This is a genomic window from Protaetiibacter mangrovi, from assembly GCF_024752305.1.
GTDB lineage: Bacteria > Actinomycetota > Actinomycetes > Actinomycetales > Microbacteriaceae > Homoserinibacter > Homoserinibacter mangrovi.
The window spans coordinates 304,177-316,423 of record NZ_JANTHX010000008.1; the positions used below are offsets into that span (position 1 = coordinate 304,177).

The 12,247-nt window shown below is 71.8% G+C and carries 13 protein-coding genes; 8 read left to right on the forward strand and 5 right to left on the reverse strand.

Features of this window, described 5'->3' with window-relative positions; genetic code table 11:
• Positions 1–6: 6 nt before the first annotated feature.
• Complete coding sequence (locus tag NUH29_RS12770) at positions 7–1,614, forward strand: hypothetical protein (RefSeq protein WP_258799585.1); 1,608 nt, start codon at positions 7–9, stop codon at positions 1,612–1,614.
• Here NUH29_RS12770 and NUH29_RS12775 read toward each other — a convergent pair.
• Positions 1,611–2,162, reverse strand: a complete 552-nt coding sequence (locus tag NUH29_RS12775) for a histidine phosphatase family protein (protein ID WP_258799586.1) — start codon at positions 2,160–2,162, stop codon at positions 1,611–1,613. The two genes, NUH29_RS12770 and NUH29_RS12775, sit on opposite strands and share 4 nt — an antisense overlap.
• 236 nt (positions 2,163–2,398) lie before the next feature.
• On the opposite strand from NUH29_RS12775, the gene ftsY reads away from it, so the two are divergent.
• Positions 2,399–3,268 (forward strand): signal recognition particle-docking protein FtsY, encoded by an 870-nt coding sequence (gene ftsY / locus NUH29_RS12780; protein WP_258799587.1) that lies wholly within the window; start codon positions 2,399–2,401, stop codon positions 3,266–3,268.
• 96 nt (positions 3,269–3,364) lie between these two features.
• Positions 3,365–4,411 carry a TIGR03617 family F420-dependent LLM class oxidoreductase gene (locus NUH29_RS12785; RefSeq protein ID WP_258799588.1) on the forward strand — a complete coding sequence of 349 codons (1,047 nt, stop codon included), beginning with the start codon at positions 3,365–3,367 and terminating at the stop codon, positions 4,409–4,411.
• On the opposite strand, the gene NUH29_RS12790 is transcribed toward NUH29_RS12785, so the two are convergent.
• Positions 4,408–5,043 (reverse strand): hypothetical protein, encoded by a 636-nt coding sequence (locus NUH29_RS12790; protein WP_258799589.1) that lies wholly within the window; start codon positions 5,041–5,043, stop codon positions 4,408–4,410. The two genes, NUH29_RS12785 and NUH29_RS12790, sit on opposite strands and share 4 nt — an antisense overlap.
• Positions 5,040–5,555 (reverse strand): gamma carbonic anhydrase family protein, encoded by a 516-nt coding sequence (locus NUH29_RS12795; protein WP_258799591.1) that lies wholly within the window; start codon positions 5,553–5,555, stop codon positions 5,040–5,042. The genes NUH29_RS12790 and NUH29_RS12795 overlap by 4 nt, the downstream gene beginning before the upstream one ends.
• A 46-nt stretch (positions 5,556–5,601) precedes the next feature.
• Here NUH29_RS12795 and ffh point away from each other — a divergent pair, with 46 nt between their 5' ends.
• From ffh to NUH29_RS12810, 3 genes are all read left to right on the forward strand, one after another.
• Positions 5,602–7,164, forward strand: a complete 1,563-nt coding sequence (gene ffh, locus NUH29_RS12800) for a signal recognition particle protein (RefSeq protein WP_258799593.1) — start codon at positions 5,602–5,604, stop codon at positions 7,162–7,164.
• 92 nt (positions 7,165–7,256) lie between these two features.
• The gene (locus NUH29_RS12805) at positions 7,257–8,036 is read left to right on the forward strand and encodes an LLM class F420-dependent oxidoreductase (protein WP_258799594.1); all 780 of its coding nucleotides are present in this window, start codon (positions 7,257–7,259) and stop codon (positions 8,034–8,036) included.
• A 14-nt stretch (positions 8,037–8,050) separates the two neighbouring features.
• Complete coding sequence (locus NUH29_RS12810) at positions 8,051–8,851, forward strand: LLM class F420-dependent oxidoreductase (RefSeq protein WP_258799595.1); 801 nt, start codon at positions 8,051–8,053, stop codon at positions 8,849–8,851.
• Between the two features lie 28 nt (positions 8,852–8,879).
• Here the strand turns inward: NUH29_RS12810 and NUH29_RS12815 are convergent, their stop codons facing one another.
• On the reverse strand, positions 8,880–9,320 hold the full coding sequence (locus NUH29_RS12815; protein WP_258799596.1) for a hypothetical protein: 441 nt from the start codon (positions 9,318–9,320) through the stop codon (positions 8,880–8,882).
• A gap of 143 nt (positions 9,321–9,463) precedes the next feature.
• On the reverse strand, positions 9,464–10,600 hold the full coding sequence (locus tag NUH29_RS12820; protein WP_258799597.1) for a glutamate--cysteine ligase: 1,137 nt from the start codon (positions 10,598–10,600) through the stop codon (positions 9,464–9,466).
• A gap of 98 nt (positions 10,601–10,698) precedes the next feature.
• Here NUH29_RS12820 and NUH29_RS12825 point away from each other — a divergent pair, with 98 nt between their 5' ends.
• Positions 10,699–11,628, forward strand: a complete 930-nt coding sequence (locus NUH29_RS12825; RefSeq protein ID WP_258799598.1) for a DMT family transporter — start codon at positions 10,699–10,701, stop codon at positions 11,626–11,628.
• A gap of 127 nt (positions 11,629–11,755) precedes the next feature.
• On the forward strand, positions 11,756–12,247 hold the full coding sequence (rpsP, locus tag NUH29_RS12830) for a 30S ribosomal protein S16 (protein WP_258799599.1): 492 nt from the start codon (positions 11,756–11,758) through the stop codon (positions 12,245–12,247).

The following is a 12,247-nucleotide window of genomic DNA, read 5'->3' on the forward strand; positions in this document are numbered from 1 at the left end:
TCCTGCATGACCGCACGCCTGCGCCGCGCCGCCGCGGGCCTGCTCGTGCTCGCGACGGCGCTCGCCGGTGCGCTGGGCGCCGCCGCCCCCGCGGTCGCCGACGAGGCGGCATGCGCGGACGCGACCCTCGCGACCGGCGGCTACACGGTGTTCCCGCTCGAGACCCGCTTCGTGCCGCCGCCGTTGCGCGGCACCGGATGGGACTGCGCCACCCGGGTGGCCGACCGCCCGTTCGAGGACGGCGACCAGGGCATCGCCTACATCCTGCTGTGGGCGGGCGTCGACGCCGCCCGGGCGATCGGGATCCTCGAGCGCTTCGCGTCGGCGGGCTGGCTGCAGGGCGACGAGACCATCGTCGCGACCGCGGTCGACGGGCGCAGCGAGAACCGGGGGATGGCGGCGAGCGCGCTGCGGTCGTGGGACCCGCCTCCGTCGCAGATCATCACCCGCTTCGGCGACGCCCGGACCGGTGAGGACATCATCGAGTACGAGTTCGAGGACGGCGCCCTCGACGTCATCGACCCCGTCGCCACGGCGCTGACGCTCCAGATCTCCGTCTTCGCGAACGCACCCTACGACGCCACCGGGCTGTCGGATCCGAGCGTGCTCAGCTCGCTCCGCACGATCGCGCAGGCCCTGCCGAGCAGCACCCAGCTCGCGGTGCTCGGCGGCTCGGCCGTGTTCCTGATGCTGATCGTGGGGTTCCCCGGCTACCTGCTGAACAAGGTGGTCGAGAAGCGCTGGCTCGGCTTCATGGACTGGCTGCGGGCGCGCCGGCGACGGCGCACCGCCCCGACCGATCCGGATGCGGGGGAGGGGGTGGCGCCGACCGCACGCCGCCGTGCGCCCTGGCTCGTCTGGCCGGGCTTCCTGGTGGCGGCCGTGGTGTCGGGCTTCGTGGACCCCGACTTCGGCCTCAACCCGATGTCGCTGCGACTCCTCGTCACCGCGCTGATCTCCTTCGTGCTGCTGAACGTCGCCGGCTGGGTCGTCATCATCGCGGTGCTGCGCCGCGTGCAGCCGGAGGCGCGCCCCCGGGTGGTGTTCCGCTGGGGCTCGCTCGTGCTGCTGGCCGTCACCGTGCTCGTCGCCCGCCTGCTGCAGTTCGAGCCCGGGGTGGTGTTCGGGCTCGTCGCGGGTCTCGCCTTCGCGGTCGCGCTCGCGTCATCCCGCGACGCCCTGGTGATCCTGCTCGGTTCGAGCGTCGCCCTCGCCGTGGCGCTGCTCGCCTGGGTCGGCTACAGCCTGCTCGCCCCGGTGGCCGACGGGGCGACCGACAGCGTCGCCCTGCGCGGCGCCGTCGAGCTGCTCTCGGGACTCGTGGTCGAGGGGATCTCGACGCTGCCGCTCGCGCTGCTGCCCCTGCTCGCCCTCGACGGCGCCGTGCTGTTCGCGTGGCGGAAGTGGGTGTGGGGCGTCGCGTACGCGGTGGGCGCCGCCGCGTTCGTGCTCGTGATGTTCACGATCCCCGAGGCGTGGGGCGAGATCGGCGGCGGGTTCGGTCGTTGGCTGCTGCTGTTCACCGGTCTCGGCGCGCTCGCCGTGGCCGTGTGGGTGGTCGACGTGGTGATCGAGCGTCGCAGAGCCGTGCCCGCGGCGGAGGGCGCCGGCTAGACCGGTTCGCCGTTGATCGTGAGCACGCGCCAGCCCTCGGCGTCGCGCTCGATCGCCGACACGGTGCCGTTGAGCACCACGTCGACCGGGTAGCCGGTGAGCCGGATGAGCGTGTACTTCATGATCGTGCCGTGGCAGACGACGACCACGTTGCGGCCCGGGTAGTCGGCGTCGATGCGGTCGAGGCCCCGCAGGCATCGGTCGACGACCGCGTCGAGCGGCTCGGCGCCGGGGTAGCGCCGATCGGGCCAGCGGGCGATGACCTCGGTGTCGGGGAGCCCCTCGAGCGGGCCGTAGTCGCGCTCGACGAGCTCGGGGTACGCCGGGCCGAGCGGCAGGCCGAGCCCGTCGGCGACGATCCGCGCCGTCTCGCGGGCGCGTGCGAGGGGGGAGCTCACGACGGCGTCCCAGGTCCACTCCGCGAGCATCCGCTCGGCGGCGAGGGCCTGCTCGCGCCCCGTGTCGTTGAGGGGGATGTCGCTCGAGCCCTGCAGGCGACCCTCGCGATTCCAGTCGGTCTGGCCGTGGCGGACGAAGGCGAGGGTCACCCGCCCATCCTCTCCGCCGTCCTCGTGCATCCCAAATCAAGGAGTCGAGCAACCCATCTCGAGGAGTCGATGTGGCGGACGTGCGCCCCGTGACCGATGTTGCCGAATCCGATGTTCATCTCCTTGAGATGGGTTGCTCGACTCCTTGAGATCGCATCGGCGGGGCGGCGGGCGGGCGCGCCCCGGCGCGGTGCGGATGCGAGTCGTCAGCGCGGTAGGGCCGGTAGCCTGGGCGCATGGCGGCATCCTGGTCACTCGGCGGCGCGCTGCGCGGCATGTTCGCGAAGCCCACGATCGACGAGACCACCTGGGACGACCTCGAGACGGCGCTGCTCGGCGCCGACTTCGGCCCCGACCTGACCGAGACGATCGTCGACGAGCTGCGCGAGAAGGTGGAGCGCTACCGCACCACCGACCCGAAGGATCTGCAGCGGATGCTGCGCGAGACCATCGAGGAGCGGCTCGCGAAGCTCGACTCCACCCTGACCCTCAGCAACCGCCCCGCCGTGGTGCTCGTGGTCGGCGTCAACGGCGTCGGCAAGACCACCACGATCGGCAAGTTCGCCAAGTTCCTCACCAACTACGGCCGCACGGTCGTGGTGGGCGCTGCCGACACGTTCCGCGCGGCCGCCGTCGAGCAGCTCGCGACGTGGGCCGAGCGGGCCGGCGCACGCATCGTGCGGCCGCAGCAGGCGGGGCAGGATCCGGCATCCGTCGCCTTCCAGACGGTCGAGCTCGCCCAGCGCGAGGGCGTCGAGATCGTGCTCATCGACACCGCGGGCCGCCTGCAGACCAAGTCGGGCCTCATGGACGAGCTGGGAAAGGTCAAGCGCGTCGTGGAGAAGCTCGAGCCGATCGCCGAGGTGCTGCTGGTGCTCGACGCCACGACCGGGCAGAACGGGCTCGCCCAGGCCGACGCCTTCGTGCAGCACGCCGGGGTCACCGGTCTCGTGCTCACCAAGCTCGACGGCTCCGCCAAGGGCGGATTCGTGCTCGCGGTGCAGGAGAAGACCGGCATCCCCGTGAAGCTCGTCGGCCAGGGCGAGGGCATCGGCGACCTCACGGGCTTCACCCCGCACGTCTTCGCCCAGCAGCTCGTCGGCTGACCCTTTCCCCGAAAGTACGCACATCTGCGGGCTCTCGCGCGTGAGGGTACGCACAACTGCGTACTCTCGCGGAGGCGGCTGCGGCAGGATGGGCGCGTGAGCGACGACGCGACGACGACCCCCTTCCTCATCGACGCGGGAGGCGACGCCGGCACCGACCCCCGCGCCTTCGCCGGGGGAGCGGCCGAGCTGGAGGCGGCGGGCTTCGACGGCATCTTCGCCGCCGAGACCAAGCACGACCCGTTCGTCTCGTTGACCGCCGCGGCCATGCGCACCGAGCGCGTGAGCCTCATGACGGGCATCGCCGTCGCGTTCGCCCGCAACCCCATGACGGTCGCCGAGACCGCGAACGACCTGCAGCTGGTCTCGGGAGGGCGGTTCATCCTGGGGCTCGGATCGCAGATCAAGCCGCACATCGAGCGACGCTTCTCCATGCCGTGGTCGGCGCCCGCGCCCCGCATGCGCGAGTTCATCGCCGCCGTCCGCGCGATCTGGACCTCCTGGGAGACCGGCGAGAAGCTCGCCTTCGAGGGAGAGCACTACCGCCACACCCTGATGAGCCCCTTCTTCTCGCCGGGACCGAACCCCTTCGGACCGCCGCCGATCTGGATCGCGGCGGTCGGCGAGCGCATGACCGAGACGGCGGGCGCCGTCGCCGACGGGGTGCTGGCGCACAGCTTCACCACCGAGCGCTACCTGCGCGAGGTGACGCGTCCGGCGCTCGCGCGGGGAGCCGCATCCGCCGGCCGCGAACCGTCCGAGGTCGGCATCAGCGTGCCGGCCTTCGTCGCGATCGGCGAGACGGATGAGGAGCTCGCCCGGGCGATCCGGGCCACGAAGGCCCAGATCGCCTTCTACGGATCGACGCCCGCCTACCTGCCGGTCCTCGAGCTGCACGGCTGGGCCGAAGTGCACGAGACGCTCCACGCCGCCTCGCGTCGGGGCGAGTGGAAGCAGATGGGCGAACTCGTCGACGATGAGATGCTGGCCGCGTTCGCCGCGGTCGGCTCGCCGACCGAGGTCGCGGCGCAGCTGCGGGGGCGCTTCTCCGGCATCGCGACCCGTCTGTCGTTCTCGGCGAGCTACCCGATCCGTCCGGAGCTGCAGACGGCCCTGCTCGCCGCCCTCCGCGCGTCGGTCTAGCTCGGACTCGGCATCGGCACCTGTCCGGTGGCGATGAGCACGGCCGCCACGACGACGGCGACGGCGATCATCACGATCATGGCGCCGCCCGTCAGCAGCAGCACCACGAGCCACGGGTGGGTCGTCGTCCAGCCCACGGTGCCCGGGTAGCGCTCCTGGAGCTCCAGGGGTGCGAGCCCCGCCGGGGCGCGCACGACGGATGCGCCGATCGCCCCCGCGAGCGCCTCGAGGTCGGCCTCGTCCCAGAGCTCCGCCGAGAGGGAGAACATCCGCTCGAGCGCGGGCGAGACGCCGTAGAGCGTCGCGCGCCGGGCGCCCGGCAGCGGCACGAACACGAGGGTCGCGACGGCGTGCAGGGGCCAGCGCCGGGTGCGCAGCGGACCGCGGATGCGCAGCTCGCCCGACTCGACCGTGACCCGCGATCGCGCGAAGTAGACCAGCAGCCCGAGGCCGGCGAGCAGGATCCCGGTCCCCAGCACGACGAGCGCGAGTCCGATGCTCGGCCACGCGGCGATCACGAGCGCGAACACGAGCAGCGGGGCCAGCCACAGGAAGCGCATGAGCATGCGCCGGTGGAACGCGGGCCACGAGGGGTGGAAGGTTCGCGGCTCGGCCGGTGCGGCATCCGTCACGTCAGCTCCCGGTGGCGGGCCGACAGCTCGCGGTAGGTGGCGGCGTTCCGGCGGATGCCGGCCACCTCGTCCTCGCTCAGCTCGCGGCGCACCTTGGCCGGCACTCCGGCGACGAGCGAACGCGGCGGGATCACCGTGCCCTCGAGCACGAGCGCGCCCGCGGCGACGAGCGACTCGCGCCCGACCACCGCGCGGTTCAGCACGGTGGCGTTCATGCCGATCAGGCAGTCGTCCTCGATCGTGCAGCCGTGCACGACGGCGCCGTGCCCCACCGAGACGCCCGCGCCGATGGTCGCAGGCACGCCGTGGTCGACGTGCACCACGACGTTGTCCTGCAGGTTGGAGCCCTCGCCGAGGGTGATGGTCTCGCTGTCGGCCCGCAGCACCGCCCCGTAGAACACCGACGACGCCGGATGCAGCACGACGCCTCCGATCAGGGTCGCGTTGGGGGCCACCCACGCGCTGCCGTCGATCTCGGGCTCGCGGCCGCCGTAGGCCAGGATCACGCTCACCCCGTCACGCTACCGCCCAGCCTCCACCCTTTAGGATGAAGCGGTCATGGCAACCTTCGGCACGCTCTCCGACCGGCTCACCGAGACCTTCAAGAACCTCCGCACCAAGGGCAAGCTCAGCCCCGCGGACGTCGACGGCACGGTGCGCGAGATCCGTCGCGCCCTGCTCGACGCGGATGTCGCCCTCGAGGTGGTCAAGCAGTTCACCGGCACGGTGCGCGAGCGCGCCCTCTCCGACGAGGTCAACAAGGCGCTCAACCCCGCCCAGCAGGTGGTGCAGATCGTCAACGAGGAGCTCGTCGCGATCCTCGGCGGGCAGCAGCGCCGCCTCGAGTTCGCGAAGAAGCCGCCGACCGTCATCATGCTCGCGGGCCTCCAGGGCGCCGGCAAGACGACCCTCGCGGGCAAGCTCGCGAAGTGGCTGAAGAAGGAGGGGCACACGCCCCTGCTGGTCGCCTCCGACCTCCAGCGTCCGAACGCGGTCACCCAGCTGCAGGTCGTCGGCGAGCAGGCCGGGGTGCCGGTGTTCGCGCCCGAGCCCGGCAACGGCGTCGGCGACCCGGTGAAGGTCGCCAAGAACGGCGTGGCCGAGGCCGAGCGCAGGCAGTACGACGTCGTGATCGTCGACACCGCCGGCCGCCTCGGCATCGACGCCGAGCTCATGAAGCAGGCGTCGAACATCCGCAAGGCCGTCGACCCCGACGAGGTGCTGTTCGTCATCGACGCGATGATCGGTCAGGACGCGGTCAACACGGCCCGCGCCTTCCAGGACGGCGTCGACTTCACCGGTGTCGTGCTGACGAAGCTCGACGGCGACGCCCGCGGTGGTGCCGCCCTCTCGGTCGCCTCGGTCACCGGGCGTCCGATCATCTTCGCCTCCACCGGCGAGGGCCTCGACGACTTCGAGCCGTTCCACCCCGACCGCATGGCGAGCCGCATCCTCGACCTCGGCGACATCCTGACCCTCATCGAGCAGGCGCAGGCCGCGTTCGACGAGGAGGAGGCGGCGAAGGTCGCGGAGAAGTTCCGCACCGACAGCTTCACCCTCGACGACTTCCTCGCCCAGATGCAGCAGCTCAAGAAGATGGGCTCGCTGAAGGGCATGCTCGGCATGCTGCCGGGCGCCCGCGGCATGAAGGACCAGCTCGAGAACTTCGACGAGCGCGAGCTGGTGCGCACCGAGGCGATCATCCAGTCGATGACCCCCGCCGAGCGGCAGAACACCAAGCTGCTGAACGGCTCGCGGCGCCTGCGCATCGCGAAGGGCTCGGGTATGACGGTGACGGATGTCAACCAGCTGGTCGCCCGCTTCGAGCAGGCGGCGAAGATGATGAAGACCGTCGCCAAGGGCGGGATGCCGAACGTTCCCGGCATGGGCCCGATCCCCGGCGCGCACGGCGGCAAGAAGCAGCAGGCCAAGAAGAAGGGCTCGCGCTCGGGCAACCCCGCCAAGCGCGCCGCCGAGAACGCGGCCATCGCGCAGGGCGTGAAGCCGGGCGGCGCCTCGTCCGGCGGTGGCTCGGGCTTCGGTCTCGGCGCCGGTGGCGGCCAGAAGGCCCCCACCGAGGAGGAGCTGGCCGCGCTGCAGAAGATGCTCGGTCGCCGCTGACCTCACATCCGCCGTAGACATGTCTATGACCTGACGGACACCGGCGCGCGGGTGTCCAGCGTGACGGAGACATGTCTCGGTAGCGTGACAGCATGACCTCTCGCGACATCCGCATCGCCGTCCAGATCCAGCCGCAGCACGCCGAGTACGCCGCCATCCGCGACACCGTCCGCCGGGTCGAGGACCTCGGCGTCGACGTGATCTTCAACTGGGACCACTTCTACCCGCTCTCCGGCGACCCGGACGGCGAGCACTTCGAGGCGTGGACGATGCTCGGCGCGATCGCCGAGCAGACCAGCCGCGTCGAGTTCGGCTCCCTCGTGAACTGCAACTCGTACCGCAATGCCGACCTGCAGGCCGACATGGCCCGCACCCTCGACCACATCTCGGGCGGACGCTTCATCTTCGGCACCGGATCCGGCTGGTTCGAGAAGGACTACATCGAGTACGGCTACGACTTCGGCACCGCGGGGTCCCGTCTCGACGCGCTCGCCGAGGCGCTGCCGCGCATCGAGTCGCGCTGGGCGAAGCTCAACCCGGCCCCGACCCGCGACATCCCGATCCTGATCGGCGGCGGCGGCGAGAAGAAGACGCTGCGCCTCGTGGCGCGCCACGCCGACATCTGGCACTCCTTCCCCGACCCCGAGACCCTCACCCGCAAGCTCGGCATCCTCGCCGAGCACTGCGCCGCCGAAGGGCGCGACATGTCCGAGATCGAGATCTCGGTCGAGAACCGGCACGGTGACGAGGCGAAGGCCGACGCCCTCCACGCGCGGGGAGCGACGCTCTTCACCGTGGGCACCTCCGGTCCCGACTACCCGCTCGAGGCCGTGAAGCGCATGGTGGCCTGGCGGGACGCCACCAACGGCTGAATAGGCTGGCCCGCGTGAGCAGGGCGATCCGGATCGGCGCGCAGATCGCGCCGCAGCACGCCACCCACCCCCAGCTGCGGGATGCGGTGCGCCGTGCAGAGGACCTCGGCGTCGACCTGATCATGGGGTGGGACCACTTCTTCCCGCTCACGGGCGACCCCGAGGGGGCGCACTTCGAGGCGTTCACGGTGCTGGCGGCGATGGCCGAGCAGACCAGCCGGGTCGAGTTCGGGCCGCTCGTCTCCGCGGTGCCGTTCCGCAACCCCGACCTCGTCGCCGACATGGCCCGCACGATCGACCACATCTCGGCGCGCGACGGGGTCGGACGCTTCATCCTCGGCCTCGGCGCGGGCTGGAACGAGCGCGACTTCGCCGAATACGGCTACCCCTTCGGCACGGTCGGGTCTCGCCTCGCCGCGCTCGAGACGGCCGTCCCGCGCATCCGGGAGCGCCTGACGAAGCTCACGCCGCCGCCGACCCGGCGCATCCCCATCCTCATCGGCGGCGCGGGGGAGCGCCGCACCCTGCGGGTGGTGGCCGAGCACGCAGACATCTGGCACGCGTTCGGCGACGTCGAGACCCTCGCGCACAAGACGGCGGTGCTCGAGCAGCACTGCCGGGACGTGGGGCGCGACCCCGCCGCGATCGAGCGCTCGACCGGCACGAGCGTCCGCGGCCTCGGGGCGGGGGACCCCGAGACCGCGGAGCGCTTCCTCGAACTCGGATTCACGACCTTCGTCGTCGCGATCTCCGCGCCCGAGTGGGACGACACCTCCCTGCGGGCTCTCCTCCGCTGGCGGGCGTCGCACCTCTGATCCCGGAGGACGGGTCTCCGGGATCGGGTCAGCGACCGAGGGTGTCCGAGAGCTCCTCGAGCGCCGACCCGAGCCCCTTCTGCAGCTCCGGGGAGCCGGCTGCCGCGACGAAGTCGCGCGCGCGGCCGAGCACGGCCACGGCGATCGGGTCGACGAGCTCGTCGATGCGGCGGGGCGGGACGGGGAAGGGCCAGTGCGGCCACCGGGTGCCGCACCAGTCGTCGAAGTCGGCGTACGCGGACATCGCGCGTACGGAGCCCTCGGCGCCGATCCTCTCCTCGGGCGCCGCGGCGACGGCCCGCGTCGCCGCGTGCGAGAGTTCGACCGCGGCCTTCGCCGGGATGACGGCGCCGAGCGCGCGCACCACCTGCGAGGCGACGACGGCGTCGATCTCGCGCACGAAGCGCGCCCGGATCAGCAGCTGCCACGGCACGTGGTCGGCACCGGGGAAGTCGTCAGGGGTCCACATGTTCTCTTCTCCTCGATCCGGCTCCGCACGGAGCCGTCGGAAGGAGAAGAGGGCGTACACGCGAGCCTGATACGCCGCGGGGACCGACGGCCGGGACGGCCGTCGGCGCCGGCGTCGCGGCGAAGGCCAGAAATGGCCTTCGCTCAGAGCTCCAGCGCGCGGAACTCCCGCATGAGGTGGGCCGCGACCGCGCGCAGGTCGCCCCCGGCGTCATCCGCCACCCGCAGCTGGCGCTGGTAGCTCGCCCCGAGGGCGAGCGTCGTGCGCACCCCCTCCAGCTCGGAGCGGCATCCGAGTTCGGCGGCGATCGGCAGCAGCTCGTCGAGGGTCTCCTCGAGGTGGGCGCGCACCGGGCGCTCGAGCCCCGAGCGGTCGACGATGAGCTCGGCGTCGAGGCCGTAGCGGGCCGCCCGCCACTTGTTCTCGCGGTGGTACCAGGGCTGCAGGGTCGGCAGCTCGCGTCCGGCGTCGAGCTCGCGCGAGAAGCGCTCGACGAGCGACTGCACGAGCGCGGCGACCGCCGCGAGCTCGGGGAGCGTCGACATGCCGTCGCACGCACGCACCTCGATGGTGCCCCAGCGCGGCGCCGGACGGATGTCCCAGCGCACCTCGGTGGCATCGGCCATGATCCCGGTGCGCACCATGTCGTCGAGGTAGCCCTCGAAAGCCGCCCAGTCGTCGAGCGGCCACGGCAACCCGGCGGTCGGCAGCTGCTGGAACACGAGCGCGCGGTTCGAGGCGTACCCGGTGCGCTCGCCCGCCCAGAACGGGCTCGAGGCGCTGAGCGCCTGCAGGTGCGGCAGATAGCAGGACAGGGCGTTGATGAGCGGCATCACCTTGCGCACGTCCTCGACGCCCACGTGCACGTGCACCCCCCAGATCATCATGTTGCGTCCCCACCACTGGGTGCGCTCGATGAGGGTGTGGTAGCGCGTCTTGTCGGTGACCGCCTGCTCGAACCACTGGGCGAACGGATGGCTCCCCGCGCACATCAGCTCGACGCCGAGCGGGTCGCTCGCGCGCCGCACGGCGGCGATCGCGGACGCGATGTCGTCGATCGCCTGCGGCACGTCGCGCCCCACCCCGCTCGTGATCTCGACGGTGTTCGTGAGCAGCTCGGCGGTCGCGGTGAACCGGTCCTCGTCCGCGGCTGCGGCCGTGACCGCCTCGATGATCTCGGGTCCGCGCCCGACGAGTTCCCCCGTCGCGGGGTCGACGAGCATGAGCTCCCATTCGAGGCCGACCGTGCCACGCTCCGAGCGGGCGAACTCCAGCTGCATGGGGGGAGTCTCGCATCCGGATGCCGTTGGCGGGAACCGGTTGTCTTCTGGCCGGACAGCCGCTACCGGGTGTCGGCGGCGCGGCGTAGCGTCGCGCTGTGCCCACCACCGCCCGTCTGTCCCCGCTCGTCGTCGCCGCGATGGTGTTCACGATCCTCGCCTGGGCGAGCGCGTTCATCGTCATCCGCGGTACGGCGCCCGAGATCGGCGGGGGAGCGCTCGCGCTCGGCCGGCTCGTGGTCGGGTCGCTCGCGCTCGGCGTGCTCATGCTCGTGGCGCGTCGCTGGGTGCGGCCCACCGGCCGCGAGTGGCTGCTGCTCGCCGTCTACGGGGTCGCCTGGTTCGGCGCCTACAACGTCACCCTGAACCTGGCCGAGCACACCCTCGACGCGGGCACCACGGCGATGATCGTGGGCATCGGGCCCATCCTCATCGCGCTCGGGGCGGGCCTCGTGCTCGGCGAGGGCGTGCCGCGATGGCTCGCCGTCGGCACCGGGGTCGCCTTCGCCGGCGTCGTGCTGATCGGGCTGTCGACGAGCCTCTTCGGCGGCGGGCACGTCGACCTGATCGGGGTGCTCTGGGCGCTCGCCTCGGCCATCACCTACGCGGTCGGGGTGCTCGCGCAGAAGCCGGTGCTGCGCCGCATCCCCCCGATCCAGGCGACCTTCCTCGGCTGCGTCATCGGCATGGTGGCGTGCCTGCCGTTCGCCGGTCAGCTGGTCGCGCAGGCTGCCTCCGCCTCGGCGGCCGCGCTCCTCGGCGTGCTGTACCTGGGGGTCGTGCCGACCGCCCTCGCGTTCACCACCTGGGGCTACGCGCTCGCCCGGGTGCCCGCCGGGCAGCTCGGCATCTCGACCTACGTCGTGCCGCCGCTCGCGATCCTCGCGGGATGGCTGGTGTTCGGCGAGGTGCCCGCCGTGCTCGCCATCGTGGGCGGGCTGCTGTGCCTGCTGGGGGTCGGTTTGTCGCGCCGACGCGACAGGGTTCCGGTGGTTGGTGGCACCACCCTCGCAGACGTGCCAGAATAGGATGTTGGGTCCGCGCCGCCCGACCCTCTATCAGGCGCGACGGATCCCCCTTCAGAGCTTTCTGCCGGAGTGTGCCCCCACGCGCACGGGAGCAGTTCGACCCCAATACACACGTTTCAGGAGAATTGTGGCTGTCAAGATCCGCCTCAAGCGGCTCGGCAAGATCCGTGCCCCGTACTACCGCATCGTCGTCGCCGACTCGCGCACCAAGCGCGATGGTCGTGTGATCGAGGAGATCGGCAAGTACCACCCCACCGAGGAGCCCTCGTTCATCGAGGTGAACTCGGAGCGAGCCCAGTACTGGCTCTCCGTCGGCGCCCAGCCGACCGAGCAGGTGCTCGCCATCCTCAAGCTCACCGGCGACTGGGGAACCTTCAAGGGTGAGAAGGGTGCCAAGAGCACCGTCAAGACCAAGGAGGCGCCGGTCGCCTTCGTCGCCGACGAGAAGAAGAAGCCGGTGCTCAAGCCCAAGGCCGAGAAGCCGGCCAAGGTCGAGGAGCCGGTCGAGGTCGTCGAGGACGCGGACACCGCGGCCGCCGACGCCGAGGAGACCGCTGTCGAGGCCGTCGAGGCGGAGGCCGCCGAGGCCCCGGCCGACGCCGACGCCGACAAGGAGTAA

Coding starts and splice junctions, on each gene's coding strand:
- NUH29_RS12770 (WP_258799585.1), top strand. CDS start 7: ATGACCGCACGCCTGCGCCGCGCCGCCGCGGGCCTGCTCGTGCTCGCG.
- ftsY (WP_258799587.1), top strand. CDS start 2,399: ATGGCGGCATCCTGGTCACTCGGCGGCGCGCTGCGCGGCATGTTCGCG.
- ffh (WP_258799593.1), top strand. CDS start 5,602: ATGGCAACCTTCGGCACGCTCTCCGACCGGCTCACCGAGACCTTCAAG.
- NUH29_RS12805 (WP_258799594.1), top strand. CDS start 7,257: ATGACCTCTCGCGACATCCGCATCGCCGTCCAGATCCAGCCGCAGCAC.
- NUH29_RS12815 (WP_258799596.1), bottom strand. CDS start 9,320: ATGTGGACCCCTGACGACTTCCCCGGTGCCGACCACGTGCCGTGGCAG.
- NUH29_RS12820 (WP_258799597.1), bottom strand. CDS start 10,600: ATGCAGCTGGAGTTCGCCCGCTCGGAGCGTGGCACGGTCGGCCTCGAA.